The sequence below is a fragment of the Bradyrhizobium septentrionale genome (assembly GCF_011516645.4).
GTDB classification, from domain to species: Bacteria; Pseudomonadota; Alphaproteobacteria; order Rhizobiales; family Xanthobacteraceae; genus Bradyrhizobium; species Bradyrhizobium septentrionale.
In genome coordinates this window covers 410,020-436,682 of record NZ_CP088285.1, presented here as the reverse complement: position 1 = coordinate 436,682, position 26,663 = coordinate 410,020, and the positions used below count along the sequence as shown (strand labels likewise).

The 26,663-nt window shown below is 64.2% G+C and carries 30 protein-coding genes; 12 read left to right on the top strand and 18 right to left on the bottom strand.

The window, feature by feature from the left end:
• Positions 1 to 209: 209 nt before the first annotated feature.
• Positions 210 to 776 carry a recombinase family protein gene (locus HAP48_RS03985; protein WP_166214602.1) on the top strand — a complete coding sequence of 189 codons (567 nt, stop codon included), beginning with the start codon at positions 210 to 212 and terminating at the stop codon, positions 774 to 776.
• Between the two features lie 10 nt (positions 777 to 786).
• Here the strand turns inward: HAP48_RS03985 and HAP48_RS03980 are convergent, their stop codons facing one another.
• The 9 genes from HAP48_RS03980 to HAP48_RS03940 all read right to left on the bottom strand — a co-directional run bounded on the left by HAP48_RS03980 (position 787) and on the right by HAP48_RS03940 (position 7,540).
• On the bottom strand, positions 787 to 945 hold the full coding sequence (locus HAP48_RS03980; RefSeq protein WP_166214603.1) for a hypothetical protein: 159 nt from the start codon (positions 943 to 945) through the stop codon (positions 787 to 789).
• A 19-nt stretch (positions 946 to 964) separates the two neighbouring features.
• A complete protein-coding gene (locus HAP48_RS03975) occupies positions 965 to 2,299 on the bottom strand; it encodes an IS1182 family transposase (RefSeq protein ID WP_166202952.1) in 1,335 nt (444 codons plus the stop codon).
• Positions 2,196 to 2,660, bottom strand: a complete 465-nt coding sequence (locus HAP48_RS03970) for a hypothetical protein (protein ID WP_166214604.1) — start codon at positions 2,658 to 2,660, stop codon at positions 2,196 to 2,198. The genes HAP48_RS03975 and HAP48_RS03970 overlap by 104 nt, the downstream gene beginning before the upstream one ends.
• Complete coding sequence (locus HAP48_RS03965) at positions 2,629 to 3,069, bottom strand: hypothetical protein (RefSeq protein ID WP_166214605.1); 441 nt, start codon at positions 3,067 to 3,069, stop codon at positions 2,629 to 2,631. Before HAP48_RS03965 ends, HAP48_RS03970 begins: the two co-directional genes overlap by 32 nt.
• A gap of 154 nt (positions 3,070 to 3,223) precedes the next feature.
• Positions 3,224 to 4,414 carry an AAA family ATPase gene (locus HAP48_RS03960; RefSeq protein ID WP_166214606.1) on the bottom strand — a complete coding sequence of 397 codons (1,191 nt, stop codon included), beginning with the start codon at positions 4,412 to 4,414 and terminating at the stop codon, positions 3,224 to 3,226.
• Entirely contained in the window at positions 4,411 to 5,313 is a 903-nt protein-coding gene (locus HAP48_RS03955) for a DUF7146 domain-containing protein (protein WP_166214607.1), read from the bottom strand. Before HAP48_RS03955 ends, HAP48_RS03960 begins: the two co-directional genes overlap by 4 nt.
• A 167-nt stretch (positions 5,314 to 5,480) precedes the next feature.
• Positions 5,481 to 5,777 (bottom strand): helix-turn-helix transcriptional regulator, encoded by a 297-nt coding sequence (locus tag HAP48_RS03950; protein ID WP_166214608.1) that lies wholly within the window; start codon positions 5,775 to 5,777, stop codon positions 5,481 to 5,483.
• A gap of 830 nt (positions 5,778 to 6,607) precedes the next feature.
• A complete protein-coding gene (locus tag HAP48_RS03945) occupies positions 6,608 to 6,916 on the bottom strand; it encodes a hypothetical protein (protein WP_029079108.1) in 309 nt (102 codons plus the stop codon).
• 444 nt (positions 6,917 to 7,360) lie between these two features.
• Positions 7,361 to 7,540 carry a hypothetical protein gene (locus tag HAP48_RS03940; RefSeq protein WP_166214609.1) on the bottom strand — a complete coding sequence of 60 codons (180 nt, stop codon included), beginning with the start codon at positions 7,538 to 7,540 and terminating at the stop codon, positions 7,361 to 7,363.
• Between the two features lie 128 nt (positions 7,541 to 7,668).
• Here HAP48_RS03940 and HAP48_RS03935 point away from each other — a divergent pair, with 128 nt between their 5' ends.
• Positions 7,669 to 7,992 carry a hypothetical protein gene (locus HAP48_RS03935; RefSeq protein ID WP_224496898.1) on the top strand — a complete coding sequence of 108 codons (324 nt, stop codon included), beginning with the start codon at positions 7,669 to 7,671 and terminating at the stop codon, positions 7,990 to 7,992.
• 9 nt (positions 7,993 to 8,001) lie between these two features.
• Here HAP48_RS03935 and mobA read toward each other — a convergent pair whose 3' ends face one another.
• On the bottom strand, positions 8,002 to 8,643 hold the full coding sequence (gene mobA, locus HAP48_RS03930) for a molybdenum cofactor guanylyltransferase MobA (protein ID WP_166216920.1): 642 nt from the start codon (positions 8,641 to 8,643) through the stop codon (positions 8,002 to 8,004).
• Between the two features lie 4 nt (positions 8,644 to 8,647).
• Positions 8,648 to 9,538 (bottom strand): formate dehydrogenase accessory sulfurtransferase FdhD, encoded by an 891-nt coding sequence (locus HAP48_RS03925; protein WP_166214611.1) that lies wholly within the window; start codon positions 9,536 to 9,538, stop codon positions 8,648 to 8,650.
• A gap of 93 nt (positions 9,539 to 9,631) precedes the next feature.
• Between HAP48_RS03925 and mobB the strand changes: the two genes are divergently transcribed.
• The 8 genes from mobB (at position 9,632) to HAP48_RS03885 (ending at position 19,125) form a co-directional block, all read left to right on the top strand.
• The gene (gene mobB, locus HAP48_RS03920) at positions 9,632 to 10,159 is read left to right on the top strand and encodes a molybdopterin-guanine dinucleotide biosynthesis protein B (protein WP_166214612.1); all 528 of its coding nucleotides are present in this window, start codon (positions 9,632 to 9,634) and stop codon (positions 10,157 to 10,159) included.
• Positions 10,160 to 10,168: 9 nt separating this feature from the next.
• Positions 10,169 to 11,422 carry a molybdopterin molybdotransferase MoeA gene (locus HAP48_RS03915; protein WP_166214613.1) on the top strand — a complete coding sequence of 418 codons (1,254 nt, stop codon included), beginning with the start codon at positions 10,169 to 10,171 and terminating at the stop codon, positions 11,420 to 11,422.
• A gap of 63 nt (positions 11,423 to 11,485) precedes the next feature.
• Complete coding sequence (locus tag HAP48_RS03910) at positions 11,486 to 11,755, top strand: sulfurtransferase TusA family protein (RefSeq protein WP_166214614.1); 270 nt, start codon at positions 11,486 to 11,488, stop codon at positions 11,753 to 11,755.
• A 323-nt stretch (positions 11,756 to 12,078) separates the two neighbouring features.
• Positions 12,079 to 13,731, top strand: a complete 1,653-nt coding sequence (locus tag HAP48_RS03905) for an OFA family MFS transporter (RefSeq protein WP_166214615.1) — start codon at positions 12,079 to 12,081, stop codon at positions 13,729 to 13,731.
• An 89-nt stretch (positions 13,732 to 13,820) separates the two neighbouring features.
• Positions 13,821 to 14,096 carry a hypothetical protein gene (locus HAP48_RS03900; RefSeq protein ID WP_166214616.1) on the top strand — a complete coding sequence of 92 codons (276 nt, stop codon included), beginning with the start codon at positions 13,821 to 13,823 and terminating at the stop codon, positions 14,094 to 14,096.
• Positions 14,097 to 14,247: 151 nt separating this feature from the next.
• Positions 14,248 to 15,954, top strand: coding sequence for an NADH-ubiquinone oxidoreductase-F iron-sulfur binding region domain-containing protein (locus HAP48_RS03895; RefSeq protein ID WP_175612363.1), 1,707 nt, complete (start codon positions 14,248 to 14,250; stop codon positions 15,952 to 15,954).
• Positions 15,951 to 18,716 (top strand): formate dehydrogenase subunit alpha, encoded by a 2,766-nt coding sequence (gene fdhF / locus HAP48_RS03890; protein ID WP_166214617.1) that lies wholly within the window; start codon positions 15,951 to 15,953, stop codon positions 18,714 to 18,716. Before HAP48_RS03895 ends, fdhF begins: the two co-directional genes overlap by 4 nt.
• Positions 18,717 to 18,930: 214 nt before the next feature.
• Complete coding sequence (locus HAP48_RS03885; protein WP_035976334.1) at positions 18,931 to 19,125, top strand: hypothetical protein; 195 nt, start codon at positions 18,931 to 18,933, stop codon at positions 19,123 to 19,125.
• A gap of 119 nt (positions 19,126 to 19,244) precedes the next feature.
• Here the strand turns inward: HAP48_RS03885 and lon are convergent, their stop codons facing one another.
• Together lon and HAP48_RS03875 are read right to left on the bottom strand one after the other, a co-directional pair.
• Positions 19,245 to 21,623: an endopeptidase La gene (lon, locus tag HAP48_RS03880; protein ID WP_166214618.1), complete on the bottom strand. Its 2,379-nt coding sequence runs from the start codon at positions 21,621 to 21,623 to the stop codon at positions 19,245 to 19,247.
• A gap of 10 nt (positions 21,624 to 21,633) precedes the next feature.
• Entirely contained in the window at positions 21,634 to 22,038 is a 405-nt protein-coding gene (locus HAP48_RS03875; RefSeq protein WP_166214619.1) for an Hsp20/alpha crystallin family protein, read from the bottom strand.
• 260 nt (positions 22,039 to 22,298) lie between these two features.
• Between HAP48_RS03875 and HAP48_RS03870 the strand changes: the two genes are divergently transcribed.
• Together HAP48_RS03870 and HAP48_RS03865 are read left to right on the top strand one after the other, a co-directional pair.
• A complete protein-coding gene (locus HAP48_RS03870; RefSeq protein ID WP_166214620.1) occupies positions 22,299 to 22,568 on the top strand; it encodes a hypothetical protein in 270 nt (89 codons plus the stop codon).
• Between the two features lies 1 nt (position 22,569).
• The gene (locus tag HAP48_RS03865; RefSeq protein WP_166214621.1) at positions 22,570 to 22,761 is read left to right on the top strand and encodes a hypothetical protein; all 192 of its coding nucleotides are present in this window, start codon (positions 22,570 to 22,572) and stop codon (positions 22,759 to 22,761) included.
• On the opposite strand, the gene HAP48_RS03860 is transcribed toward HAP48_RS03865, so the two are convergent.
• From HAP48_RS03860 to HAP48_RS03840, 5 genes are all read right to left on the bottom strand, one after another.
• Complete coding sequence (locus HAP48_RS03860) at positions 22,731 to 23,492, bottom strand: slipin family protein (RefSeq protein WP_166214622.1); 762 nt, start codon at positions 23,490 to 23,492, stop codon at positions 22,731 to 22,733. The two genes, HAP48_RS03865 and HAP48_RS03860, sit on opposite strands and share 31 nt — an antisense overlap.
• Complete coding sequence (locus tag HAP48_RS03855; protein ID WP_166214623.1) at positions 23,489 to 24,868, bottom strand: NfeD family protein; 1,380 nt, start codon at positions 24,866 to 24,868, stop codon at positions 23,489 to 23,491. The genes HAP48_RS03860 and HAP48_RS03855 overlap by 4 nt, the downstream gene beginning before the upstream one ends.
• 125 nt (positions 24,869 to 24,993) lie before the next feature.
• On the bottom strand, positions 24,994 to 25,938 hold the full coding sequence (dapA, locus tag HAP48_RS03850) for a 4-hydroxy-tetrahydrodipicolinate synthase (protein ID WP_166214624.1): 945 nt from the start codon (positions 25,936 to 25,938) through the stop codon (positions 24,994 to 24,996).
• A 9-nt stretch (positions 25,939 to 25,947) separates the two neighbouring features.
• A complete protein-coding gene (locus tag HAP48_RS03845; RefSeq protein ID WP_166214625.1) occupies positions 25,948 to 26,202 on the bottom strand; it encodes a hypothetical protein in 255 nt (84 codons plus the stop codon).
• Between the two features lie 174 nt (positions 26,203 to 26,376).
• Positions 26,377 to 26,652, bottom strand: a complete 276-nt coding sequence (locus tag HAP48_RS03840; RefSeq protein ID WP_166214626.1) for a hypothetical protein — start codon at positions 26,650 to 26,652, stop codon at positions 26,377 to 26,379.
• Positions 26,653 to 26,663 lie beyond the last annotated feature (11 nt).

The window sequence follows — 26,663 nt, the reverse complement described above, 5'->3', positions numbered from 1 at the left end:
AACGACCGGGACAGGGGTGCCGCCAGCCGCCGATGGAACCGCGCGCGCCCGGCACAACAACCGCCCCGGTCGTACTACAATCATTGATGGAATATACGGCCTTAGTTACACCGGAGCTTGCGCTACCGTGGTGCATAATTTACAAATGCCGCACCGAATAAATTGCCCGCATTTGCAGGTACTTAGCTGGTGCGAAAGATAGGTGCGAAATGATCTATGGGTATGCCCGCGTTTCCACGACAGGCCAGACGCTGGCCACGCAACACGCCGCCCTTGCCGCCGCTGGCGTCGATAAGGTTCAAAGCGAAAAGGTTTCCGGCGTCGCCGCCCGGCCCGAGCTAAAGCGGCTGCTCGGTCTGATGCAGCCCGGCGATGTGCTGGTGGTCAGCAAGCTCGACCGGCTGGCGAGATCGGCACTTGACCTGTTGCGGATCATTGATCGCATCCGCACCATCGGCGCAGACTTCCGCTCGCCCGGCGATGCATGGGCGGACACCACCACACCGCATGGTCGTTTGATGCTGGTCATTCTCAGCGGCATCGCGGAGTTTGAACGCGAGTTGATTCTACAGCGTACGTCCGAGGGCCGTGCCCGCGCCAAAGCCGAGGGCAGGAAGTTCGGTCGCAAGCATAAGCTCACCATCCACCAGCAACGCGAGGTCATGGCGCGCCTTGACGCGGGCGAAGCGATGCGCGCCATCGCCCGATCTTATGCCGTCAACCACACAACGATCTCACGCCTTGCCGATAGACACGCGGGTTCGATCACCGCATAGCACTGTCGCGCTAATGCGATTGCGCGGGCTTGTTGATCAAGAGATTGAGCGCGGCTTCGAGTTCGGCTGTGCTGCTCGGATTGTCGTAGCTCTCGACCAGCGTGGCATCGATGCGCAGCGGCGCGTCAAGTCCTAGGAGCCCGTCCAGATATGTTTTCGTGACGGGCATTTGTTGTAGAGTAGCAGGCTCAGGCTGCGTTTGCGAGGTTGAACAGCTTGAGGAGGTTATGGACGGTGCAGATCATTGTCCACTCGGCGCGCACTTTCTCGATGCCCCGCAACAGGAACTGGCGGAAGCCTCTTGCCTGTTTGATCTGCCCGAACACCGGCTCCACCACTTGCTTTCGCAATCGGTAGGGTGTTTCGAAGCCGCCATCGTCGATCTTCTTTCGCATGGCCTGTGTCAGCGGGCCGCCGACTTTTCCGTTCGCTACTGTCGGGTGTTTGGCGCGTCCGGGCGCGACATAGCCATCGATGCTGCGTGTGTCGAGCGCTTCGAGATTGGCTTCGCTGCAGTAGCCGGAATCCGCTGAGGCCTGCCGCGGCTTGCGGCCAAGATTGCTCTCGATGGCCTCGATCAGGGGCACCAACTGGCCCTGATCGCTGCCGTGCTGGGTCAGTTCTTGCGCGACAATGATCTGGGCATGTGCATCGACGGCCGCCTGGGCATTATAGGCCTGAACGAAGCCATCCTTCGACTTCATGATGCGGCTTTCCGGATCGGTGAAGTTGCGTTGCGCCTTGGGATTGGGTTCCTCCGATGGCAGCGCCGCCGGTTTGCCCGGCTTCTTGCGGCCTTCGGCCTGGCGCTGCTGTTCCTTTTCGGCCTCGATGCGGCGCTCTTCCTCCGCCGCCAGTTTGGCGTCCGCTTCCAGCGCCGCCATCGCTTGCTGGATCTTCGCCAGCCGTTTCTGCTTGTCGACGGTCCAGTCCGGCAGTTCGTCGCTGTTGCCGAAAGTCTCATCCTCCGAGGCATCCGCCGCCTCGGCGGCCGCCAGCATGCGAGCGACCTCGGCCTTCAATTCCGCCTCGCGCTTCTTCATGCGCTCATAACTCATCGCCTTGTGTTTCGACGCGTTCGCCTTGATCTTCGTACCATCCAGCGCGACATGACCGAGCTTGACCAGCCCGGCCGTCTCGCACAACTTCAGAACCTGCACGAATAGCGCGCCGAGCGCCTTCAAATGTCGCTTGCGAAAGTCGCTGATCGTCCGAAAATCCGGCGCATCCAGCGCCACGATCATCACAAAATCGTTCCGCTCCCGGCAGGCCTTGGCAATCCGACGCGACGAATACAGCCCACTCGCATAGCTATGCAGCAGCAGCGCCACCATCATCCGCGGATCAAACGGCGGCTGCCCAAGCCCGCTCACATAGCTGCCCATGATCTCCCTGAGATCGAGGCTCTCCCGCACCAGATCAACCATAAACCGCGAGACATGGCCTTTCGGCACGAAGTCCTGCACATTCGGCGGCAGAAGCAGCGTCTGATCGATGTTCCAAGGCCGAAAATACTTGCTCATCGCCCAATGTTGAATCAGACCCGACCAGATTTGAACAGCGACTATCCAGACAAGCTCCTAGCAATGATGATCGGCGTTCGCTCAACTTGACCAAGATCGATGCGGCAGCGGTGTCGCCAGCGAGGGCCTTGACGAAGAATGGCCGGATCAATTGATCGAGCCTTTCCAATTCTAATTTTATGGTGGCAATCCGCGTCGCGTTGTTGATCTGCGGCAGCGCCCGGTCCAGTGCGGCCTCGACCTCGCGTTTGGTCATTCCGTATCGGCGCATGATGGCGCGCACACTGATCCCGGCCATGCGATGCGTGAGAATTTGAGCGTCGAGATCGTCAGCGACGAGATCGGTTATGAGATCGGCCATCGGCTTCCTCCACGAACGGATTATAGCGGCGGCGATGACGGCAGCGCCAATCCAGTCGAAAACATTTTTTGCATGCAAACTTGCTTTTTCGTTCGGCGAGAAAATACGCGCCACAATTGCAGATCGGACAGAACAGCCTCATCCGCTCGCCGCCATGCATGAGCATGAGCGGAATGTAGCCAAATCGGATCACCTGCTTGAAATCACCGCTCAAAAAAATCTCGCCGTGCGCGGCGAGGATGTTGGTTTTTCCGCCATCCGCCCATTTCCACACGGTCCTCGCGCTCGGTACCAGCGCCCCGGCCCGATGCAGCAGCATGACATTGAGCCGCCGATGGCTTTCGAGGAACTGGTCCTCGCGCCAAGTATGCCCGTGTGTTGCACCGCCCATCGTGAGTGAATTGTACACGGTTCAACTGTCCACCCCAAAGGAAGTAGCCTGCAAGCGTAACCGTCACAACCGTAACCACCCTTATAGGGTGGTGTTACGGCTGTTACGGTTGTTACGCCTGCTGCGAAGGCCGTAACAGACCGTTACACTTGTGACGCTTTGTGACGCCTTGTTACGCCGTTAGGCGGCAGACAGGCCAGACATAATCGTCCCAGATACCGATGCGGCCCTTGTCGCGCAGGCCGTCTTTGATCCGCATGAATTGTGTCCGCTCGCCTTTTTCGCCCTTTTTTCCAATCACGGACCTCTGCCGCAGGCGTCCGCGCCAAGTTTCAAGAGCAACACCTTTCGATCCAGGCGGACAGTGCGGATCATTCGGCGGCGGCTCGACGTGGTCGGCAACGCATTCGTTGAGTTCGCGCAGTCCGGCCTTTTCGAGGTTGGTTAGCTGCTTCGCTGGCTTTGCCATGGCCGCCGCTGGGCCGCTGTCAATGACGTCAATGATCGCCACGTCGATGGGATCACCATCCTCGTCCTGCCCCAGCACGAATGGTTTCATTCGGAACGTCGCGATTTCGCGCTCGGGCTGGTCGTTGGCCTTGGTGACCTTCGCGGTTTTGACCGCGCTGTCGCCGCTGATCTGCACCATGAGATCGACGTCTCCGAGATGGGCATTCGATCCGCGTGCGCCGCGTGATTCGTCCTTGCCGGTATGGCCGACCAAAGCAATGTGGATGTTGGCAAGCTCATGTAGCTTCCGCAGATGGGCGGCAACGCGGTTCTGATCCTTGGCCTTGTCCTCATCGCCGCCACCGATGGCGATGCCCTTGTTGTAGGTGTCGATGATTAGCAGACCCACTTCGTGACCCAATCGCCGCGTAGCATCGCACAGCGTCACCGCGATCACATCAACACAAGAAGGATTGAGCAGATCGACAACAGTCTTCACGATGGCAATGGGAAGTCCTGTCACCTGATCGCGTTGCCGGTAGGCGGCAAACCGGCGCTCATACAAATCGCCGCGCTCAAGTGCGAGGACGAGCACACCGCATTTTTCCTTGGCGCGATGGCCCAAAAAATCTGCCTGCCGCGCGCAATGCACTGCGAGGTCAGCCTCGAGGGCCGACTTGCCGCAGCCCGGTGGCCCGATCAGCGAAGAGGTCTCACCCCGTGCGATCAGGCCTTTCATGATCCAGCGTTTGTTCGTGGCCTGCGCCGCATCGTCAAATAGCGTCATTACCAGCGGCTGAACGGCAACGGCCGTGGGCGCGTTCTGGTCCGGCAAAACACCGTCAGTGATGTCGCGCAGCGCCGCCGCGCCAAAATCTCGGTGTACTTGGTTGGCGTCGGCTTTAACTGTCATGACACCATCGCCAGCAGTTTTGTCAGGTTGGCGCGCCGCACTTCGATCCGCCGCGCCAGCAATCGCCGCGCCAGTTCCGCAACATTGCGCCGTCCCGCTTCGTCCTCGTCTTCGTAAATAGTGGCCGTCTCGATGAAATCCGGGACATACTCTGCCAGTGCTGGCAACCGACAGGCCGAGCCAGCAGCCCAGGTGCCAACGCCAAGCGCCGCTAATATCGACAACCCGTCTTCGATGCCTTCCGCAACCGCGACAGCCATGTTGTCGGTGATCGGTGAAAGCCAGATCGGCGCAGTCACTTGCTGACCGATGATGATTTTGTCGCCGTCGGTGCCGGCCTTGCCCGATCCGTCTGCCCGCAGCTTGGTTAGATGGACGGCCCGGACATCGTCGCCGTTTATCTCAAGCACCGAGGTGCCGTCATCTGCGATGCGGCTCTCGCGCACTGCGCCGAAGGCCGCGATCATAGCTGGCGGATGACCGTCACGCGGCGGCAGAAACCGCAATGTCGGCGGGATCGGCCCAGGATAGACGCGAGGCCCTCGTAAATAGCGTTCGGCGGCGGTGCCCTTGATCGGTAGCGATTGCCGCCAGAGCCACCTCGCTTTGCCATGACTGCGCGCCACGACCTCAGCATGGTCGGCTTCCGCTTCCGCTCGGCGCTTCGCCACGTCGCCGGCATTGCACGAGAGGGAGCCATCAGTCGCGTACCCCTTGGTCCCGCAATGAGCGCAGTGGTAGCTCGCGAAGTCGCTGTGCTTCCGCCATATGCGCAGAACTTTTTTAAGTCGGTTGCATGGTTTGCGACTTGCCGAACAGCACGGGCATATTGCATCGAATTTGCCGAACTTGCCGTTGGTCAGACGGTCGATGTCGGCCAGACTCAATTCGGAATGCATTGCAGTCCCTCCCGTTTGGGAAGGCCAGCACGTCGGCGCGGCTATGGCGGTCAGGAGATTTCGTGGTACTATTCAGTCGTTCCACATTCTGCAAAGCACCACGGCAATCCCGGCCGCACCGTTCGCGCGCGTGCGGCCGTTAGCTTTTCGAGACGGCTCCACGCCGTTCACTGATCGGCATGTTCGTCCTCCGACTTTCGTGCGCCCTTCGGGTAGTGATGCTTCCCGCGTCGGCGTCCATCGACCGAGGCCTGCCAAGCGATGATCTCGTCGGCGAACCACACTTTCCGATTTGCCGAAATGAAGGTCCCGCGCGGAAACAGGCCGTCTTTCTCCATCCGCCACAGCGTCGCTTGGCTGACCGGCACGATCTCCCGGACCTGTGTTTCGTTGAGCATGCGGCGCGGTTCGTGCGCCTCGGTGGTCTGGCGCGGTGCGGCTTGCGCTGGTTTGCGAACAGTCATCGAATATCCCTCCGCGCGCGTGCGGCTCCGACGGCTGGCGTGATGGGCCCTCCGCGCGACAAGACAGCTGTTTGTTTGAATGAGCCTCGAAGGCTCTGAAATCGGCTGCTGCCTACCTAGGCCCGCCGATATGACACCGTGATCCGCCGAGGCTCACAAGTCAAGTCACGCCGCGCGATAAGTCATTGAAATGGCAACCGAAAAGGCGGTCACTCTTATTGATCCCTTTCCTGTTGCGATCACAGCAAAATTTAGCAAAATTTGACGCACGGTCGCTTTTTGGCCACATTTCAAAATGGCCGGCCGTGTGAGCTGATTCCGAATTTCGGAAAGCTATCCTATTGTAATCTCTACAAAATAATTCGCGCTATTCAGCCCATGAAAAATATTTTGCGGCTGGAATCCGATCATTTTCATCGATGAAATAGGGCCTATTGGGGCCTGTCAGTTTTGGGCGGGCGTTGTCCTGATTGGCAGAAATTGCAGAAGTCCTTGTGGGACAGGGCTTTCTTGCATTCTTGGCGCGCGAAGAAAACGCTGGACGTCAGGACCACACGACTTCGCCGTCCGCCTCATGCGCATTCGTCGATTGGCGCATTCCGCGTCCACCGCATCTCACCACAACACCCGTGACGATCGCGAAGCGCCCCTCGATCGGGTGAGATGGGCGCACTCTACACCGGATTCGCTGTTCGTGAAAACAGAATTATTTTCGCGCTGAGGACTGGACAGAGTATATCGCCTTGTAATTGCTGGGAAAATCACTGTTTTGGCGCGCGCCGTGCCATCGCGACGTTAGCGGGCATCGGCGTTGCGGTTGCCGATCCGGCTCAGTGCCGCATGGCCATCTCGACGAACTCCAGCACCGAGCGCGGGACCTCATCGTATTCGACGAAACGGCGCCGAAGCTCGTCGGCAATATCGGTCGTCACGTCGCGGGACCATCCTTCGTTGGTGTTGAAGGCCACGATGCGGACCGGATGGCTGTACTGGTCCTCCAGCAGTCGGCGGATCAGCGTTTTCCGGTCGGTGCCTTCGTCGGTTTCGCACCAGGCACGGCCAAGCCGGCCAAAATCGTTCAGCACCAGATAGGTGTCGTGGTCGATTTGATGCGGCACGATCGAAGGCGCGCGAGGCATAGCTGCTACTCCTGCGATGTACGTTATCGTTTTCCGGTCACCCCGTGCATTGGAAACTTGGAGGTATATCCGCTGGGTAGTGCGATGGCGCGTGACGTGAGACGAAGGTGCAATGGTTGCCTTGGATCAAAGCGTCCCGTCGCTGGTTATCCTCCACCACCGACATGGGCCCCGTCGTCGGCCTCGGTGGTTGAGCAACCAACGGGGCTCCCACCCGCTCAGGGAGCGGTGCGATGTTAAGAAGGCTTCGATTTAGGAACACAACACTCGAAGAAGTGCTGGCGGTCGACACGCAGCGCCTGCGGAAGAGATTCCGGGTGCGTAGCCAGCCCCCGAGAGAGAGCCGATCGGCAAGGGTTGCCAAGCCTGGGCGGCCTGTCAGTCAGCGGACCGACTGATCATGCGGGATAGCGAGCCGGCGCGGGTCAATCCGGCCGCCGTGCGTTATCCGCGACCTTGCGCTTCGACCTTGGCCTTGGGGTCATCAGGCACGGCGACGATCCTGTCGGCGCCGGTCATCTGGCCGGCGAGGCGCTTCATCCGGTCATAGCCGATCGCAACGTCGAGGGCGAAATTGATCGCCCGCGCGATGAAAACCACGATACCCCAGAGGAAGTCGATCATCCCACCGGCCGCTTGGTCTTGCGATGCCGGTGTGTCGCGGCCGGTCGCGCACCAATTCAAGCCAGGGCGGGCCGGCAGTCAGTGAACTCGCCAGGCAAGGATTGCGACCAAGGGGGATGAGCAATCCCATGACGCCATCCCAGCCCCTCAATTTCCGCCGGATCGCCGCCGTCCTTGCCGCTGCCGGCACGCTGTTCTGGCTCTACACCTTCTACGCCATCGCCCATGTGGCGCCGGGCGACGGCACCGGCTTTCAGTGGCTTGCCGTGATTCCGCTCGGCATGATCTTCGGCCTGTTCTTCCTGCCGGTCTGGCTGTTGGTGGCGATCGGCCGATTGCCGCGGTTCACGGCGGCGCTCGGCGCCGGCGGCCTGATCGCGTTCGCGGTGATCTGGGCGCAGCTGCTGCAGGAATTCCCCAAGCCCAGTTCTATTGAGACGCAGCTCTATTGAGACCCGGTTCTATTGAGCGCCGGCCGCGTCCAGCGCCGCCAGCCGCTCGGCCTCCGCGATGTCGTCCATCGTGTTGGCGTTGAAGAACGGGTCGAGCGGCGTGGTCGGCCAGGCCATGGTGGCGAGCCTGTAACGGGCGGTCCAGCGGTCGATCTTGCGCATGTCCTCCACGACCAGTGCGTGGCGGAGCTCGTCGCGCAGGTCGACGCGCCACAGTGCGATCACCGGATGCGACTGGCCGTCGGAGGCCGCGACCGCAAGCTGCGCCTTTTCGTCGATGAGCGCCCGATGCAGCCGCGCCACCAGGTCGCGCGGCAGGAACGGGCAATCCGCGGCGGCGCTCAGCACCAGCGCCACTTCGGGCCGGTTCGCCGCGAACCAGTCGAGCGCGGCGAGAATGCCGGCGAGCGGGCCCGGAAAATCCTTCACGGTGTCGGCGATCACGGGCAGGCCGAACGCCGCGAACCGCGCGGGATCGCCATTGGCATTGAGGATCAGCTCGCTGCATTGCGGCTTGAGCCGCGCGATCACCCGCTCCAGAATGGTGCGGCCGCCGATCGTGCGCATCGGCTTGTCGCCGCCGCCCATGCGCCGCGCCAGGCCGCCCGCCAGCAGGACGCCGGGAATCTGCGCCGGGTCGACGCGCGTCATAACGTCAGTCGTCACGCGCTTCGCCCTTGCGTTTGTTGCGCGCGGATTCATCCTCGACATAGTCGAGGTTCTGGTCGAACACGATGCGCTCCTGTCCTGATAGCGCAATGAAGCGCTTGCCGCGGGTGCGCCCGACCAGCGTCAGCCCGACCTGCCGCGCCAGCTCGACGCCCCATGCCGTGAAGCCCGAGCGCGACACCAGGATCGGGATTCCCATCCGCACCGTCTTGATCACCATCTCCGAGGTCAGCCGTCCCGTGGTGTAGAGGATCTTGTCGGCGGGATCGACGCCATGGCGATAGATCCAGCCCGCGATCTTGTCGACCGCGTTGTGACGGCCGACGTCCTCGGTGTAGCACACCGGCGTGCCTTCCTTGCACAGCACGCAGCCATGGATGGCGCCCGCCTCCAGATAGAGCGAGGGCATGGTGTTGATGGTGTGCGTCATCTGGTAGAGCCAGGAGGTGCGCAACTCGGCCTTGGGCAGCGCGACGCTCTCGACCGCCTCGAGCAGGTCGCCGAACGCGGTGCCCTGCGCGCAGCCCGAGGTCTGGGTGCGCTTCTTCAGCTTCGCCTCGAAATTGGTGTTGTGCTCGGTGCGGACGACCACGACGTCGAGGTCGTCGTGATACTCGACCTCGGTGACGACGTCGTCGTATTTCAGCATGTTCTGGTTCAGGAGATAGCCGAGCGCCAGATATTCCGGATAGTCGCCGATCGTCATCATGGTGACGATCTCCTGCGCATTGAGATATAGCGTCAGCGGCCGCTCCACCGGCACCCTGATCTCGACCGCCGCGCCGGTCTGGTCGGTGCCCGTGACGCGCTCGGTCAGGCGCGGATCGTCCGGATTGGGGACGATCAGGGGAACAGGCGCTTTCTCGATTTTCATCATGTTGGTCAGGCTAGCATGACAACGGCTCACAGCCGATATAAAGCGTCAAGAGTTGATGCCTAGTCCCCGGTTCCGGCCGGTAGGGAGACTGCAATGAAAGTGATTGGCCTCGCGGGATGGAGCGGCGCCGGCAAGACCACCTTGCTGTCGCGGGTGATCCCGTATCTGCTTGGCCGCGGTCTTCGCGTCTCCGTGATCAAGCACGCCCATCACGAATTCGATGTCGACGTGCCGGGCAAGGATTCCTGGGTGCACCGGCAGTCCGGCGCGACCGAGGTGCTGGTGTCGTCGACGCGGCGCTGGGCGCTGATGCACGAGCTGCGCGGGGCATCCGAGCCGCGCCTGCCGGAGCTGCTCGCCAAGCTGGCGCCGGTCGATCTGGTCGTGGTCGAGGGGTTCAAGCGCGAGCCGGTCAACAAGATCGAGGTGCATCGCGCGGCCAACGGCAAGCCGCTGCTGTTTCCCGGCGATGCGAGCGTGGTCGGCATCGCCAGCGATGTTGCGGTTGAAACGTCGCTGCCGATCGCCCATCTCGACGATATCGAGGAGGTCGCCGCCTTGATGCTGCGATTCGCGGTCGCGGTCGACGACGTGCTGGCTGTGGCTTCGGCCGGGAGCTGACGAGGCGGAATGGCGCAACTGTCCGACGATTGCTTTGCCTTTGGCGGACCGATGATGTCGGTGGACGAGGCGGTGAGCCTGATTGCCGCGCGCGTCAGCAGGGTTTCCGACGTCGAGACCGTGCGGCTTGCGGCAGCCGATGGCCGCGTGCTCGCCGGCGACATCGCAGCGCCGCTGCCGCTGCCGCCCTTCACCAACTCCGCGGTGGACGGCTATGCGGTGGCGAGCGCCGACCTGCCGACGAGCGAGGCGCAGGCGTTTCCGTTGTCCGGCCGGGTGCAGGCCGGTGCGTCGGCGCAGGCCTCCGTGAAGCGCGGCGAGGCGATGCGCATCTTCACCGGTGCGCCGATGCCCGAGGGCGCCGACACCGTGTTCATGCAGGAGGATGTCCGGCTCGAAGAAGGCAATGTCGTGCTGCCGGCCGGGCTGAAGCCGGGCGCCAATGTCCGCCCGGCCGGCGAGGACATTCCGCTCGGGCATGTTGCGCTGCAGGAAGGGCAACGGCTGCGACCGCAGCATGTCGCGCTTGCGGCGGCGCTGGGGCTGACCGATCTCACCGTGGTCCGGCGGCTGCGGGTTGCGGTGTTCTCCACCGGCAACGAACTGGTCTCACCCGGCGATCACCGCGCGCCGCCGCAGCTGTTCGACTCCAACCGTTTCATGCTGATGGCGATGCTGCGCCGGCTCGGCTGCGAGGTCAGCGATCTCGGGATCCTGCGCGACGAGCGCACCGCACTTGCCTCCGCGCTACGCGACGTTGCCGGCGCGCACGACCTGATCCTGACCACCGGCGGGGTCTCGACCGGCGAGGAGGATCACGTCAAGGCCGGTGTCGAGGCGGTCGGCAAGCTCGTGCTGTGGCGGATGGCGATAAAGCCGGGGCGGCCGGTGGCGATGGGCATCATCGACGGCACGCCGCTGATCGGACTGCCGGGAAATCCGGTGGCGAGCTTCGTGACCTTCGTCCATGTGGTGCGGCCGACCGTGCTGGCGCTGATGGGCGCGCGGCAGGAGCCGCTGGTGCCGCTGCCGGTGCGCGCGGCCTTTGCCTACAAGAAGAAGATCGCGCGGCGCGAATATGTCCGCGTCAGCCTCCGTCTCGCGGCGGACGGCGCGCGCGAGGCGGTCAAGTTTCCGCGCGAAGGCGCCGGCCTGCTGTCGTCGCTGGTCGACACCGACGGGCTGGTCGAATTGGGCGAGCAACTGACGCGCGTCGAGCCCGGCCAGACGGTCGGCTTCCTGTCCTATGCAAGCCTGATGTGAGCGCGCTGCGTTGACGACGCAGGGCGCGTTGACGATGCAAGGCGGCTCCGCCATGGTCGAATCATGACCACGACAAAGCTCGATCTCACCGGCCTGAAATGCCCGCTGCCCGCGCTGAAGACGCGCAAGGCGCTGAAGGGCGTGACGGCAGGCGATTTCCTCGAAGTGCACTGCACCGATCCGCTTTCGGTGATCGACATCCCGAATCTCATTCGGGAGACCGGCGACAAGGTCGAGATCACCGAACGAAGCGACGTTCGCATCGTTTTTTTGATCGAGAAAGCAAATGGCACGATAGATAATTCAAATGCTGCATCGCCGCGTGCGCGATAGATGCAGCTTGATATCTACCTTTTGCCAATCGACACCTATTTTCCATTCTGCGCGAATTGATAATCTCCACCGGGTTGTGGAGATCAAGTCGTGCCCGGATCAGGGCGCGTGGGGCAATACAGGGCAGGCCTAACGTTCAGAGCGGGCCGCGCGACCGGGGCATATCCGGCCGTGTCGGGGGTTGGCATTTCGGGAATGCGCGTGGCTGATCCCGGCGCATGCAGGAAATGCGCGGAGCAATGTGATGATTGCGCCGCAATGGGATGGGACGGGATCGAACACGGCAGAACGCCTGATGCAACGGCGGCTGCAGGGAGGTTTCAATGACGACGATGAGCAGCGCCGGACGCGTATCGGCTGCAGGCGCAGGTTTCCTCGACAAGGAACACACGATCGCGGCCGCCGGCTTCAATCGCTGGCTGGTGCCGCCGGCCGCGCTGTGCATCCATCTGTGCATCGGCATGGCCTACGGCTTCTCGGTATTCTGGCTGCCGCTGTCGCGCGCGATCGGCCTGACCGCGCCGAAGGCATGCCCGGACATTTCGCTGTTCCAGGAATTGTTCACGACCACTTGCGACTGGAAGGTCGCGAGCATGGGCTGGATGTACACGCTGTTCTTCGTCGTGCTCGGTCTATCCGCCGCAATGTGGGGCGGCTGGCTGGAGCGCGTCGGCCCGCGCAAGGCTGGCTTCGTTTCCGCGCTGTGCTGGTGCGGAGGTCTCGTGCTCGGCGCGATCGGCATCATCACCCATCAATTGTGGCTGATGTGGCTCGGCTCCGGCGTGATCGGCGGCATCGGCCTTGGCCTCGGCTACATCTCGCCGGTGTCGACGCTGGTGAAATGGTTCCCCGACCGCCGCGGCATGGCGACCGGCATGGCCATCATGGGTTTCGGCGGCGGCGCCATGATCGGCGCACCGCTCGCCAATCTGCTGATGAACTATTTCAAGACGCCGACCTCGGTCGGTGTCTGGGAAACCTTCCTCACCATGGGCGTGATCTATCTGGTGTTCATGATGATCGGCGCGTTCCGCTACCGCCTGCCGCCGTCTGGCTGGCAGCCGGAGGGCTGGACGCCGCCGGCCAAGGCCAACGCGATGATCTCGACCAAGAACGTGCACCTCGATAACGCGCACAAGACGCCGCAGTTCTGGCTGATCTGGTGGGTGCTGTGCTTGAACGTGTCGGCCGGCATCGGCGTGATCGGCATGGCCTCGCCGATGCTGCAGGAGATCTTCGCCGGCAAGCTGATCGGGCTGCCCAATATCGGCTTCAACGCGCTCGACGCTTCGCAGAAGGCGCAGATCGCGGCGATCGCCGCAGGCTTCGCCGGCCTGCTGTCGCTGTTCAACATCGGCGGCCGGTTCTTCTGGGCCTCGCTGTCGGACAAGATCGGCCGCAAGAACACCTATTACACGTTCTTCGTGCTCGGCATCGTGCTCTACGCGCTGGCGCCGACCTTCGCCGCGATGGGCTCGAAGCTGCTGTTCGTGCTCGGCTTCGGCATCATCCTGTCGATGTATGGCGGCGGCTTCGCCACCGTGCCGGCCTATCTCGCCGACATGTTCGGCACCCAGTTCGTCGGCGCGATCCATGGCCGGCTGCTGACGGCCTGGTCGACCGCGGGCATCATCGGCCCTGTCGTGGTGAACTACATCCGCGAATTCCAGCTCGCCGCCGGCGTGCCGCGCGACCAGCTCTACAACACCACGATGTACATCCTGTGCGCGATGCTGGTCGCGGGCTTCATCTGCAACTATTTGATCAAGCCGGTCGATCCGAAGTGGCACATGAGCGACGCCGAGGTGGCGAAGCTGCAGGCGGCGACGGCAACCGGCGGCAATGGTGCGACCGGATCGTTCGGCATCGGCAAGGGCGGTCTGGACGGCAGGGCGGCGCTGTTCTGGCTGTTCGTCGGCATTCCGCTGGCCTGGGGCATCTACATGACGCTGCTCAGCGCAGTCAAAATCCTCTGACCGCGACCATCATCGCCGCGGGTTGCCGGTTCCCGGCACCTGCGGCGTTCGCTTTATCCAATGAACAGAAAAAGGATTGGGGGATTTCAATGTTGCGCACCCGGATTTGCCTTGCCGCCGCGCTGCTCGCCATAGGGCTTCATGCTGCCTCCGCCCAGACCGCGGCGCCGGCCGCCCCGGCACCGACCGCCACCACGGCCAAGCCGTCGAAGATCAAGCTGACGATGGAGAAGCTGAAGGCCATGAAGGCTCAGTGGCGCGCCAACAAGCCCAAGCTCAAGGCCTGCCGCGGCGAGGTGAAGTCGAAGGGGCTGACCGGTGACGACCGCTGGTTCTACATCGAGGAGTGCATGGGCAAGACGTGAGAACCGCCCGTTCCGCAATGGGTTGGTTTCAAGGGGCGCGACAGCGCCGGCTGCATGCCCTTAATGCTGTTTGGAATGCTTCGAATTTAGTTGGCATCTGGCATGCCAACGGCTAGACTATTGATCTGGCAGCAGGAAACGAGACGCCCTGATGACGACGGATGACGTTCACAAGGTCCGCAATTTCGAGCACCCGGGTGCCGGGCGGAAGCGCGCCAAGGCCACGCCCAAGGGCCGCCAGGTCGATCCGACCGCGGCCCACGAGGTCGAGCAGCTGCTCGGCGACCGTCCGCGGCAGCGCGACATGCTGATCGAGTACCTGCATTTGATCCAGGACACTTATCACCAAATCTCGGCGGCGCATCTCGCCGCCCTTGCCGACGAGATGAAGCTGTCGTTCGCCGAGGTGTTCGAGACCGCGACCTTCTACGCGCATTTCGACATCGTGAAGGAGGGTGAGCCCGATATCGCGCCGCTGACGATCCGGGTCTGCGATTCGCTCACCTGCGCAATGCTGGGCGCGGAGCGATTGCTCGAAGAACTCAAGGACAAAGCGGGTCCCGGCATCCGCGTCGTCCGCGCGCCCTGCGTCGGGCGTTGCGACACCGCGCCTGCCGCCGAGGTAGGCCACAATTTCATCGACCATGCGACCGTCGACAACGTGCTGGCGGCAGCGAAGGCCGGCGACACCCATGCGCATCTGCCGGCCACGATCGGCTACGATGCCTATGTCGCCGACGGCGGCTACAAACTGCTCAACCGGTTGCGCTCAGGTGAACTCGCCAGGGAATACCTGCTCAAATCGCTCGACGATGCCAGCCTGCGCGGGCTCGGCGGCGCGGGCTTTCCGACCGGGCGCAAATGGCGTGCGGTGCTCGGCGAGCCCGGCCCGCGGCTGATGGCCGTCAACGGCGACGAGGGCGAGCCCGGCACGTTCAAGGATCGCTATTATCTCGAGACCGATCCGCATCGCTTCCTCGAGGGCATGCTGATCGGCGCGCATGTCGTCGACGCGCCCGAGGTCTACATCTACATCCGCGACGAATATTCGGCCGCCCGCGAAATCCTCGAACGCGAGATCGCAAAACTTCCCGCCGGCGGCCCGAAGCTGCACATGCGCCGCGGCGCCGGCGCCTATATCTGCGGCGAGGAATCCTCGCTGCTTGAGAGCATCGAGGGCAAGCGCGGCCTGCCGCGTCACAAGCCGCCTTACCCGTTCCAGGTCGGCCTGTTCGGCCTGCCGACGCTGATCAACAATGTCGAAACGCTGTGGTGGGTGCGCGACATCGTCGAGAAGGGCGCCGAGTGGTGGAAGAGCCATGGCCGTCATGAGCGGCACGGGCTGCGCAGCTTCTCGGTCTCCGGCCGGGTGAAGAATCCCGGCATGAAGCTCGCACCCGCCGGCATCACGGTGCGCGAACTGATCGACGAATATTGCGGCGGCATGGCCGACGGCCACGTCTTACACGCCTATCTGCCGGGCGGCGCATCGGGCGGCATCCTGCCGGCTTCGATGGACGACATCCCGCTCGATTTCGGCACGCTGGAGAAATACGGCTGCTTCATCGGCTCGGCGGCGATCGTGATCCTGTCGCAGCAGGACAGCGTTCGCCTGGCGGCGTTGAACCTGATGCGCTTTTTCGAGGACGAGAGCTGCGGCCAGTGCACGCCGTGCCGCGCCGGCACCCAGAAGGCGGCGCAGCTGATGGAGCGGCCGGTCTGGAATCGGGCCCTGCTCGACGAATTGAGCCAGGCGATGCGCGATGCGTCGATCTGCGGCCTTGGCCAGGCCGCCTCCAATCCGCTGACATCGGTGATCAAATACTTCCCCGACGAGTTCAAGGAAGCTGCCGAATGACGAAGATCACGTTCGAGCTCGACGGCAAGCAGGTCGAGGCCAATATGGGCGAAACCATCTGGCAGGTCGCCAAGCGTGGCGGGCAGGAGATTCCGCATCTCTGCTACTCGCCGGCGCCGGACTACCGGCCTGACGGCAATTGCCGCGCCTGCATGGTCGAGATCGAGGGCGAGCGCGTGCTGGCGGCGTCCTGCATGCGCACGCCGTCGGTCGGCATGAAGGTCAAGACCGCGAGCGCGCGCGCCGTCGCGGCGCAGAAGATGGTGATGGAGCTTCTGGTCGCCGACCAGCCGGCGCGCGAGACTTCGCACGATCCGGACTCCAAGTTCTGGCACTGGGCGGAGAAGACCGGCGTCACCGAAAGCCGCTTTCCGGCGGCGGAGCGCTGGACCGCCGATGCCAGCCATCCGGCGATGCGGGTCAATCTCGACGCCTGCATCCAGTGCGGCCTGTGCGTGCGCGCCTGCCGCGAGGTCCAGGTCAACGACGTGATCGGCATGGCGTACCGCAACCATGACGCCAAGATCGTCTTCGACTTCGACGACCCGATGGGCGAGTCGACCTGCGTGGCCTGCGGCGAATGCGTGCAGGCCTGCCCGACCGGCGCGCTGATGCCCTCCGTGATGCTCGACGACAAGCAGACCCGCGTCACCTATCCGGATCGCGAGGTGGATTCGCTGTGCCCGTATTGCGGCGTCGGCTGCCAGGTCACCTACCAGGTCAAGGACGAGAAGGTGATCTATGCGGAAGGCCGCGACGGCCCGGCCAACCACAACCGGCTCTGCGTCAAGGGCCGCTTCGGCTTCGACTACATCCATCACCCCAATCGCCTGACCAAGCCGCTGGTGCGGCTGCCCGGTGTCAGGAAGGACGCCAACGATCAGGTCGATCCGGCCAATCCCTACACCCATTTCCGCGAAGCGACGTGGGAGGAGGCGCTCGATCTTGCTGCGGCGGGCTTGCGGAAAATCCGCGACGAAAAGGGTGCCAAGGCGCTCGCCGGGTTCGGCTCGGCCAAGGGCTCGAACGAGGAAGCCTATCTGTTCCAGAAGCTGGTCCGCACCGGCTTCGGCTCCAACAATGTCGATCACTGCACGCGCCTGTGCCACGCCTCGTCGGTGGCGGCGCTGTTCGAGGGCTTGAGCTCCGGCGCGGTGTCGGCGCCGTTCGCGGCCGCGGCCGACGCGGAAGTGATCTGGGTGATCGGCGCCAATCCGACCGTGAACCATCCGGTCGCCGCGACCTTCATCAAGAACGCCGCCAAGCGCGGCGCGAAGCTGTATGTGATGGATCCGCGCCGGCAGACGCTGTCGCGCCACGCCACGCAGCACCTCGCATTCAAGCCGGGCAGCGACGTCGCGATGCTGAACGCGATGATCCACACGATCATCACCGAAGGCCTGACCGACGAGCAGTACATCGCCGGCTATACCGAGGGCTACGAAGACCTCAAGGCCAAGATCGTCGACTTCACGCCCGAGAAGATGTCGGCGATCTGCGGCATTCCCGCCGAGACGTTGCGCGAGGTGGCGCGTGCCTACGCGCGTGCCAAGTCGTCGATCATCTTCTGGGGCATGGGGATCAGCCAGCATGTCCACGGCACCGACAATGCGCGCTGCCTGATCGCACTGGCCCTGATCACCGGCCAGGTCGGCCGCCCCGGCACCGGGCTGCATCCGCTGCGCGGCCAGAACAACGTGCAGGGCGCCTCCGACGCCGGCCTGATTCCGATGTTCCTGCCGGACTATCAGCCGGTCGGCCGTGACGACATGCGCGGCGCCTTCGAGAAGCTGTGGGGGCAGGAGCTCGATCCGGTGCGCGGACTGACCGTCGTCGAGATCATGAACGCGATCCACGCCGGCGAAATCCACGGCATGTATGTCGAGGGCGAGAATCCGGCGATGTCGGATCCGGACCTGCAGCACGCGCGCGGCGCGCTGGCCATGCTCGATCACCTCGTGGTGCAGGACCTGTTCGTCACCGAGACGGCGTTCCACGCCGACGTCATCCTGCCGGCCTCGGCGTTCGCCGAAAAGTCCGGCTCCTTCACCAACACCGACCGCCGTGTACAGCTGGCGCGCGAGGTGATCAGGCCGCCGGGCGATGCAAGGCAGGATCTTTGGATCATCCAGGAGATCGCCAAGCGGATGGGATTGCCCTGGAGCTATGCTGGCCCGGGCGAGGTCTTCACCGAGATGGCTCAGCTGATGCCGTCCCTGAAGAACATCACGTGGGAGCGCCTGGTGCGCGAGGGCGCGGTGACCTATCCGGTCGACGATCCGGACAAGCCGGGCAATGAGATCATCTTCACGACCGGCTTCCCGACCGAGAGCGGCCGCGGCAAGATCGTGCCGGCCAAGGTGATCCCGCCGGACGAGCTGCCCGACGCCGAGTATCCGATGGTGCTGTCGACCGGACGCGTGCTCGAACACTGGCACACCGGCTCGATGACGCGCCGCGCCCAGGTGCTCGACCAGATCGAGCCCGAAGCGGTCGCGTTCATGACGCCGAAGGACATGCGGAAGAAGGGGCTCGCACCCGGCGACTTCATCCGCCTCGAGACGCGCCGCGGCGCGGTCGAGGTCAAGGTGCGCGCCGATCGCGACGTGCCGGAGAACATGGTGTTCATGCCGTTCTGCTATGCGGAGGCGGCAGCGAACCTGTTGACCAATCCGGCGCTCGACCCGTTCGGCAAGATCCCGGAATTCAAGTTCTGCGCGGTGCGCGCCGAAAAGGCCGAGTTCCGTTCGGCGGCGGAGTAAAGCGAGCGCCGTCTTCGAGGCCAGGTGTCACGGACGGCCACCTGCGAAAATCAAGTAAACGGCCCTGTCGCATCGCTGAAAAAATATTGGGGCGCCTGATATCGGGAAGGCGCTAAGGCTGTGCTGCTCGCTCGGATCGCGCGGGGATGACCCATCGCGCAGGTCAAAGCGGCCGACAGACTGAGTCAGAGCAGACAGCGTTGGAGGCGTAACCATGTCACGTCACCACAAGATGCCGCCGATCCCGCCGGCCAACCGCAGCCCCAAGGGCACGGGTGGCGGAGTGGAGGTCAAGAAGGACACGTCATCCACCAAGGCGGTGGGCAACCCTGCAGAGCAGGGCGACACGGCCAACATCAAGCAGAACACGACGAACGCCGGATATTTCAAGGGGCGTCGTGCGGGCTAGCTAGCGCGTTTTCGAACGAAGTGGACCCCGGTTCGCGTGAAGAAAACGCGTCACAAAAAGCTGGAGCTTCGGTTCTGATTCAATCAGAACCGGATGCTCTAGCCGGATGCTGCTCGCTTTCATTCCGCCGCGGCGGGCGTCGTCTTGGCGGCCTCAAGCGCTGCTGCAATCGCCTCGTCGACCCGCTCCAGCCAGATGAACTCCAGCTTGGCGCGGGCGCCGGCGGGGATGTCGTCGTAGTCGCGCTTGTTGCGCGCCGGCAGCATGACCCGGGTCAGGCCCGCGGCTGCGGCCGCGACCACCTTCTCCTTGATGCCGCCGACCGGCAGCACGAGACCACGCAGCGAGATCTCGCCGGTCATCGCGGTGTCGCTGCGCACGGTGCGATCGGTCAAGAGCGAGGTGAGGGCGGTGAACATTGCAACGCCCGCGCTCGGGCCGTCCTTCGGCGTAGCACCAGCAGGAACGTGGACGTGGATGTCGCTCTTCTCGAACACGCCGGGATCGATGCCGAGCTGGGTGGCGCGGCTCTTCACCAGCGTCAGCGCGGCCTGCACGCTCTCGCGCATGACGTCGCCGAGCTGTCCGGTGATCATCAGCGCGCCGCGGCCCGGCGTGCGGGAGGCCTCGATGAACAGGATGTCGCCGCCGACCGGGGTCCAGGCGAGGCCAGTGGCAACGCCGGGAATGCTGGTGCGCATCGCGATCTCATTCTCGAACCGCGGCTGGCCGAGCAGCGACACGATGTCCTTTGGCGTGATGGTGACGTGGCTGGTGCTGCCTTCGGCGATCTGCACCGCAACGTTGCGCAGCACCTTGCCGATCTCGCGCTCGAGGTTGCGGACGCCGGCCTCGCGGGTGTAGCTCTTGATGATCAGCCGCAGCGCGTCCGGATCGAGCTCGACCTGCTCGGCCTTGATCCCGTTGGCTTCGAGCTGGCGCCGCACCAGATAGCGCTTGGCGATCTCGAGCTTCTCGTCCTCGGTGTAGCCGGGAAGGCTGATCAGCTCCATGCGGTCGAGCAGCGGGCCCGGCACGCCGTCGAGCATGTTGGCGGTGGCGATGAACACGACGCGCGAAAGGTCGAACGGCACGCCGAGATAATTGTCGCGGAAGGTGCCGTTCTGCTCGGGATCGAGCACTTCGAGCATCGCGGCCGACGGATCGCCCTGGATGCCGCGGCCCATCTTGTCGATCTCATCCAGCATCATCACGCAATTGCGCGCGCCGGCCTTCTTGATCGCCTGGATGATGTTGCCGGGCAGCGCGCCGATATAGGTGCGGCGATGGCCGCGGATCTCGGCCTCGTCATGCACGCCGCCGAGCGAGACGCGGACGAACGGCCGCGACATCGCGCGCGCGATCGATTGCCCGAGCGAGGTCTTACCGACGCCGGGCGGTCCGAGGAAGCAGAGGATCGGCGCCTTGCCGCCGGGCGCGAGCTTGCGCACCGCGAGGTATTCGATGATCCGGCTCTTGATCTTCTCCAGCCCGTAATGATCCTGGTCGAGGATCTTGCGCGCCTCGGCAATGTCGATCGGCTTCTCTTCCGGAAGGCTCCAGGGCAGGTCGATCAGCCAGTCGAGATAGCTGCGCACCATGCCGGACTCGGCTGCCGCTTCCGGCATCCGCTCATAGCGGCGCAGCTCCTTCTGCGCCTGGCTTTCGGCTTCCGACGGCATCTTGGCCTCGGCGATCGCCTTGGTCAGCTCGGCGACTTCCGCGGCCTTGCCATCGCCTTCGCCGAGCTGGCGCTGGATCGTCGCCATCTGCTCGCGCAGGATCGCCTCGCGCTGCCGCTCGTCGAACACCGCCTTGGTCTTCTGCCCGATCTCCTGGCTCAGCCTCAGCACCTCGATGCGCTCGGCGAGATGACGCGACACCTTGTCCATCCGCGCCGCGAGATCGATGGTTTCCAGGATGTCCTGTTTCTCCGGCGGCTTGATGTCCATGTAGGAGGTTGCGAGATCGGCGAGCGTCGCCGGCGAGGTCGCGCTCTGCAGCGCGGCGATCAATTCGGGCGGCGTCTGCGGCAACAATTGCGCGGCCTCCAGCGCCTGGCGCTGCAGATTGAGGAAACGCGCCTCGATCTCGGGCGAGGTCGTGGTGGGTTCGGGGATCTGCAGTACGCGGGCCGCGAGGAACGGCGTGCCCGGCAGATAGTCGAGCACGCGCATGCGCTGCACGCCCTGGCAGACCAGATGATGGGTGTCGTCTGCGCCGGTGATGTAGCGCACGATGTTGGCGACGGTGCCGACACGGTACAGCCCGTCCGGGCCGGGATCGTCCGCCTCGGGGTCGCGCTGCAGCAGGATACCGATCTGGCGCTGCTCGCGCACCGCCTGCTGGGCCGCGGCGATGGATTTGGCGCGGTTGATCGAGATCGGGATGATGACGTCGGGAAACAGCACGGTGGTGCGCACCGCGATGATGATCAGCGCGTCGCTGGGGATCGGCGCCGCTGCCGTGGTCGAGCCTGAAACGTCTGAAGCAGCCATGTCGAAATCCTCAGCTCGATTTTCCGAGCCGCAGGCCGACGCAGCCATGCGCGGCAAAGCGGCTGATGGTGTAGCGGCCGGTCGGCAGCGCGATCCGGCGCTCGAACCGGCCCTGCGGCAGCTCGAGGCGCAGGATGCGGGCGTCGCGGAGCTCTGCGGGCAGGATGCGGCGGCCGGAGATCACCAGCGTGCCGCCATCGAGCGCGGCCTCGACCTCATCGGGGTCGACCCCCGGCAGCGCGACCAGGATGAGGATCTCCTGATCCGTCTCGATCACGTCCATCGGCGGTTCCCAGCTCGGCTCGCTGCCCGCCTGCGGGCGCAGGTTCAGGAAACTCTGGTGCAACCGTTCGGCCCGGGCGAGCGCCTCGATCGCGTCTGTCAACATCCAGTTGATCGGATCCTTGGGGCCCATGGGCAGTCTCCACGTCGCATTGGGAGGCGAGGTTACCGGTCTTGCCGCCGACCGTAAACCGGCCCCTCGCGCCGCCGATCGAGGGTAAAATCGTTCGAAATCTCTCGATTTGCAGCACGTGTGCGATGCGCCGGCCACCTCCGGTCGCTTATGCCGCGGCTATGCGACAGGGCTGGTTGTCCTCTCGAATTCCTACGGTGTTGTCGGCATCTTTTGTCCTGACGCGGTGCGCTCGCGCGCCGCCAACAGGAAGGTGGGACATGACCTTGCTCCAGCTCCACGATGTCCGGCCGCGCGGTTCGGTCGGTGCCATCCGCCCCGTACTGAAGCGGACGATCCGGCGGATCGTCCTTGGCTTCAGGGCGATCCACCGCTCGATCGCCGCCGCGAAGATCCATCGTTTGCGCAACGAGCTCTTGCTGCATCGCGGCCATGAGGACTGGGCGCGGATGAACCTGAACACGCGCGGCGCCGATGCCGAGAAATATCCGCGTCCGCCGGTCGTGCTCGGCGAGAAATGGGACTACTGAGATGCGCGTCGTTTCATCGATCCGTGTCCTGCTGCGCAGCGCAGCAGAGGGGCTGTTCAAATTCCTCGCCTGGATCGGCGAGGAGCCGATCAGCGTTTACCGGCCCGAAGCGCACTACATGCGCGGTCCCGGACCGGCCTGGCGGGCCAAGCATCAGCCGGGTCAGGTTGCCTCGCTTCGGCGCGTCAGGTGATCGAGCAGGTTCATCGGCAGCGGAAACACCACGGTTGAGGAGCGCTCGCCTGCGATATCATGCAGCGCCGCGAAGTAGCGGAGCTGCATCGCCTGCGGTTCCTGGGCCAGGGTCCGCCCGGCCTCGACGAGCTTCTCGGCGGCCTGCTGCTCGCCCATCGCGTTGATCACCTTGGCGCGCCGCAACCGTTCCGCCTCGGCCTGCTTGGCGATCGCCCGCACCATGGTTTCGTTGAGATCGATGTCCTTGATCTCGATCCCGGTCACCTTGATGCCCCAGACGTCGGTCTGCTTGTCGAGGATCTCCTGGATATCGGCGTTGAGCCGGTCGCGTTCGGCGAGCATCTCGTCGAGCTCGTGCTTGCCCAGCACCGAGCGCAGCGTGGTCTGTGCGAGCTGACTGGTCGCAGCCATGTAATCGCTGACCTTGATGATGGCGCGCTCGGCATCGACGATGCGGAAGTAGAGCACGGCGTTGACCTTGACCGAGACGTTGTCGCGCGAGATCACATCCTGGGGCGGCACCACCTGCACCACCACCCGGAGATCGACCTTCACAAGCTGCTGAACGATCGGAATCAACAGGAAGAGCCCGGGCCCCTTCACACCCGTGAAGCGACCCAGCGTGAAGACGACGCCGCGCTCATATTCGCGCAGGACACGAACCGCCTGCGTCAGGAATACCACGATAACCAGCGCCAGCGCCGCATAGCCGAAATAATCAAGCATCATTGCTGTACCTCCCTGCCGGTGGCGATCGGCGCGCGCCGCACCACCAGCGTCAAATCGATCAGATTGGCGACCTCGACCGTCTCTCCGGACTGGAAGGTCTCGGCGCCGCGCGCTTGCCAGCGCTCGCCATTGGTGAAGACGTGACCTGATGTCCCGGACCAGTCGAGCACCTCGGCCGACAGGCCCTGCATGGCCTGGGCGCCGAGGCGCAGCTGCTCCCGGGCGGCGCGGCGCAGCGCGCCGAGCACGGCAACAAGGAAGGCAGCAAGCGCCGCCGCGGTGAAGCCGATGACCCACCATGACAGGCCGGAGCCCGGCGTCTCGTCCCGGAACAGCATCAACGCGCCCAGCACGAAGGCGACAAGCCCTCCGGCGCCGATCACGACCGTCGGGTTGAAGGCCTCGATGGCGAGCAGCGCGATCCCGACCAGCATCAGGGCGAAGCTCGCGTAGTTGGTCGGAAGCAGATTGAGGGCGTAGAGGCCGAGCAGCAGGCAGATCGTGCCGACGACCCCCGGGGCGACCATGCCCGGCGACATGAATTCGAAGATCAGCCCGTAGATGCCGACCATCAGCAGGATGAACGCAACGTTGGGATCGGTGATGACCGCAAGCAGGCGCGAGATCCAGCCCGGTTCGATCGCTTCGATCGCGATATCCTTGGTCGCAAGCCGCTGCGTCTTGCCGGCTGCGACCTCCACCGTCCGGCCGTCGACCTGTCTGAGCAGATCGGCCGGATCACGTGCGATGATCTCGATGACGTTGGCCTGCAGCGCAGCGTTGGTGGACAGGGTGGCGGCCTCGCGCACCGCCTTCTCGGCCCAGTCGGCGTTGCGGCCGCGCAGCTCGGCGAGGCTGCGGATGAAAGCGACGGCGTCATTGGTCGCCTTCGCCGTCATGGTATCCTTCGGTTGCGGCTGGCGGTCACCATCCTTGGTGTCCTTGTCGGGGCCGGGCAGACCCGGTACGCCGCCGATCTGCACCGGCGTTGCGGCCCCGATATTGGTGCCTGGCGCCATCGCCGCGATGTGCGTCGCATAGAGGATGTAGGTTCCGGCGCTCGCTGCATGCGCGCCGGAGGGGGCGACATAGCCGACCACGGGGACAGGAGAGGCAAGCACGTCGGCGATGATTTCGCGCATGCTGGTGTTCAGACCACCCGGCGTATTCAGCCGCAGCACGACAAGCTCGGCGCGCCGTTCGGCGGCCTTGGCCAGGGCGCCCTTCACATAGCTGGCCGACGCTGGCCCGATGGCTCCATCGATCGAAACGGTCACGGCGAGGCGGCTGTTGTCCTCCGCGGCACCGGGACGGATGGAGACAAAGAGGGCGATGAGCGCGGTCGCCGCAACGAGGGCTGCCCTTAAGGTCTGCACGGCAAGCACTCCCTTGCCGAAAATATGGGGCGCCGCTTCGGAACCTCAATATGGGGCGTGGTGTCACGGGCGATGCCGGCGCGTGCCATTGTGCATTGCGATGAAATGCGCCGGCCTGGCACATCTCAATGCGCGGCGGCGAGGTATTCGTCGGCAAGCTCGGCCATCGCCTGCGCGAGTTCGGCCTTCGCCGATCCGTTGAGTTGGACGATCGGCAGCCGCGTCGACGGCTGCATGAACCCGAGCAGCGCCAGCGCGAATTTCAGTGCGGCGGGATGCTCGCCCTCCAGCAGCGTCGCGAGCTGCACCAGCCGCTGGTGCAGCTCCCGCGCCTGATACAACCGTCCTTCGCGGAAATGCCGGTGAACGGCCACATACAGATCGGGCGCGACGTTCGCCACGGCCGAGATGCAGCCATCGCCGCCGGCCGCCATATAGGCGAGCGATGAATTGTCGTCCCCCGTCAGCATCCGGAACGTTGCCGGCAGGCGTGGGCGCAGGCGCGCCAGGCGGGCGACGTCGCCCCCGCCGTCACGCAATCCCACGATGCGTGGCGCGGCGGCGAGCTCGAGCAGCGTCTCGTCGGTGAGGCCCTTCACCGTTCGCGACGGGATGTCGTGCAGGATCACCGGCAGCGTGGTGGCCGCGGTGACGGCCTGGAAATGCGCCGCCATGCCCTGTGGCATCGGCTTGTTGTAATAGGGCACGACCGACATGATAGCGTCGGCGCCGGCCGCCGCCGCGGCCCGGGTGAACGTGACGGCACGATCGGTTGCGTTCGAGCCGGCGCCGGCGATGATGCGGACCCGCTTGCGCGCGATGCCGGCCGCGATGCGAACCAACTGCACGCGCTCCGCGGGCTCAAGCGTCGAGCTTTCGCCCGCGGTCTCGCCGACCACCAGCGCGGTCGCGCCGGCCGAGATCTGACGCTCGCACAGCCGGCCGAACGCCTCGGCGTCGATCTCGCCCTGATGGTTGAAGGGGGTCGGAAGATCGGGGATGAAGCCCGACAGCCATTCGGCCGTGTCCGCTTTCGAAGCCGCTTTCGCAGTCACCGCTTTCGCAGTCATGGGGGTGGCTCAGGCCACGCGGCTTGCGGGGAGGTTCGCGGTCTCGCCGCGCATATCGAGCTCGATCTCGCGCGACAGCTCGATGATCATTTCGGGGTGCTGGCCGTTCTCGAACAGCGCGTATTTGACGGCCTGGGCGCGGTTGACGAACAGGCCGCCATAGAGGCCGTTCTGTTGCTGGGCGACCCACTGGCCGCGGTGGTTGCGGCCGATGAAGACGATGGTGGACGCTGAGCTACACGAGGGAGGTTCGACGAGTTTCACGATGGTAGTCCTTCTTTTTGTTTCTGAGGCGTTTTCTTCACGCGAACCGGTATCCACTTCGCTCGAAAACGCTACAGTCACAGTCACGCGATCAATGTCTGATTTGCCGGATATGAAATCGAGCGCGTGCGAGCAGCGACTTCATAGGAGCGGCATAGGATTTGAGGGGTGATTTCAGAGGCGCTGGACGATGCCGGTGCCGAGCGCGCACAGCGCGACATAGGCGGTCATCTCGTCCCAGTGATTGAGGTTTTTGGCAAACGGCATCTCGCGCTTGACGAGCCCGGCCAGCGCGCAGATCAGCGCCGACATCCACAGCAGCGTGACGAGGCCCTTGCCGAAGCCTGTGCCGGCGAACACGGCGAAGCCGATCATGATGGCGAGCCGGAAGCCGAATCGGACCAGGACCTGGGCCGACTGCAGCTGCCGCGGCAGTTGTTTGGTCTTCACGGCGGGGCCGT

Bases quoted from the DNA above. Each gene is read 5' to 3' on its own strand.
- HAP48_RS03975 (WP_166202952.1), bottom strand. From the start codon at position 2,299: ATGAGCAAGTATTTTCGGCCTTGGAACATCGATCAGACGCTGCTTCTG.
- HAP48_RS03875 (WP_166214619.1), bottom strand. From the start codon at position 22,038: ATGGGCCCCAAGGATCCGATCAACTGGATGTTGACAGACGCGATCGAG.
- HAP48_RS03935 (WP_224496898.1), top strand. From the start codon at position 7,669: ATGACGCCATCCCAGCCCCTCAATTTCCGCCGGATCGCCGCCGTCCTT.
- HAP48_RS03970 (WP_166214604.1), bottom strand. From the start codon at position 2,660: ATGGCCGATCTCATAACCGATCTCGTCGCTGACGATCTCGACGCTCAA.
- HAP48_RS03885 (WP_035976334.1), top strand. From the start codon at position 18,931: ATGTCACGTCACCACAAGATGCCGCCGATCCCGCCGGCCAACCGCAGC.
- mobB (WP_166214612.1), top strand. From the start codon at position 9,632: ATGAAAGTGATTGGCCTCGCGGGATGGAGCGGCGCCGGCAAGACCACC.
- HAP48_RS03955 (WP_166214607.1), bottom strand. From the start codon at position 5,313: ATGCATTCCGAATTGAGTCTGGCCGACATCGACCGTCTGACCAACGGC.
- lon (WP_166214618.1), bottom strand. From the start codon at position 21,623: ATGGCTGCTTCAGACGTTTCAGGCTCGACCACGGCAGCGGCGCCGATC.
- HAP48_RS03960 (WP_166214606.1), bottom strand. From the start codon at position 4,414: ATGACAGTTAAAGCCGACGCCAACCAAGTACACCGAGATTTTGGCGCG.
- dapA (WP_166214624.1), bottom strand. From the start codon at position 25,938: ATGACTGCGAAAGCGGTGACTGCGAAAGCGGCTTCGAAAGCGGACACG.
- HAP48_RS03910 (WP_166214614.1), top strand. From the start codon at position 11,486: ATGACCACGACAAAGCTCGATCTCACCGGCCTGAAATGCCCGCTGCCC.
- mobA (WP_166216920.1), bottom strand. From the start codon at position 8,643: ATGACGCGCGTCGACCCGGCGCAGATTCCCGGCGTCCTGCTGGCGGGC.
- HAP48_RS03905 (WP_166214615.1), top strand. From the start codon at position 12,079: ATGACGACGATGAGCAGCGCCGGACGCGTATCGGCTGCAGGCGCAGGT.
- HAP48_RS03865 (WP_166214621.1), top strand. From the start codon at position 22,570: ATGCGCGTCGTTTCATCGATCCGTGTCCTGCTGCGCAGCGCAGCAGAG.
- HAP48_RS03980 (WP_166214603.1), bottom strand. From the start codon at position 945: ATGCCCGTCACGAAAACATATCTGGACGGGCTCCTAGGACTTGACGCG.
- HAP48_RS03860 (WP_166214622.1), bottom strand. From the start codon at position 23,492: ATGATGCTTGATTATTTCGGCTATGCGGCGCTGGCGCTGGTTATCGTG.
- HAP48_RS03870 (WP_166214620.1), top strand. From the start codon at position 22,299: ATGACCTTGCTCCAGCTCCACGATGTCCGGCCGCGCGGTTCGGTCGGT.
- fdhF (WP_166214617.1), top strand. From the start codon at position 15,951: ATGACGAAGATCACGTTCGAGCTCGACGGCAAGCAGGTCGAGGCCAAT.
- HAP48_RS03940 (WP_166214609.1), bottom strand. From the start codon at position 7,540: ATGATCGACTTCCTCTGGGGTATCGTGGTTTTCATCGCGCGGGCGATC.
- HAP48_RS03985 (WP_166214602.1), top strand. From the start codon at position 210: ATGATCTATGGGTATGCCCGCGTTTCCACGACAGGCCAGACGCTGGCC.
- HAP48_RS03900 (WP_166214616.1), top strand. From the start codon at position 13,821: ATGTTGCGCACCCGGATTTGCCTTGCCGCCGCGCTGCTCGCCATAGGG.
- HAP48_RS03915 (WP_166214613.1), top strand. From the start codon at position 10,169: ATGGCGCAACTGTCCGACGATTGCTTTGCCTTTGGCGGACCGATGATG.
- HAP48_RS03925 (WP_166214611.1), bottom strand. From the start codon at position 9,538: ATGATGAAAATCGAGAAAGCGCCTGTTCCCCTGATCGTCCCCAATCCG.
- HAP48_RS03895 (WP_175612363.1), top strand. From the start codon at position 14,248: ATGACGACGGATGACGTTCACAAGGTCCGCAATTTCGAGCACCCGGGT.
- HAP48_RS03950 (WP_166214608.1), bottom strand. From the start codon at position 5,777: ATGACTGTTCGCAAACCAGCGCAAGCCGCACCGCGCCAGACCACCGAG.
- HAP48_RS03945 (WP_029079108.1), bottom strand. From the start codon at position 6,916: ATGCCTCGCGCGCCTTCGATCGTGCCGCATCAAATCGACCACGACACC.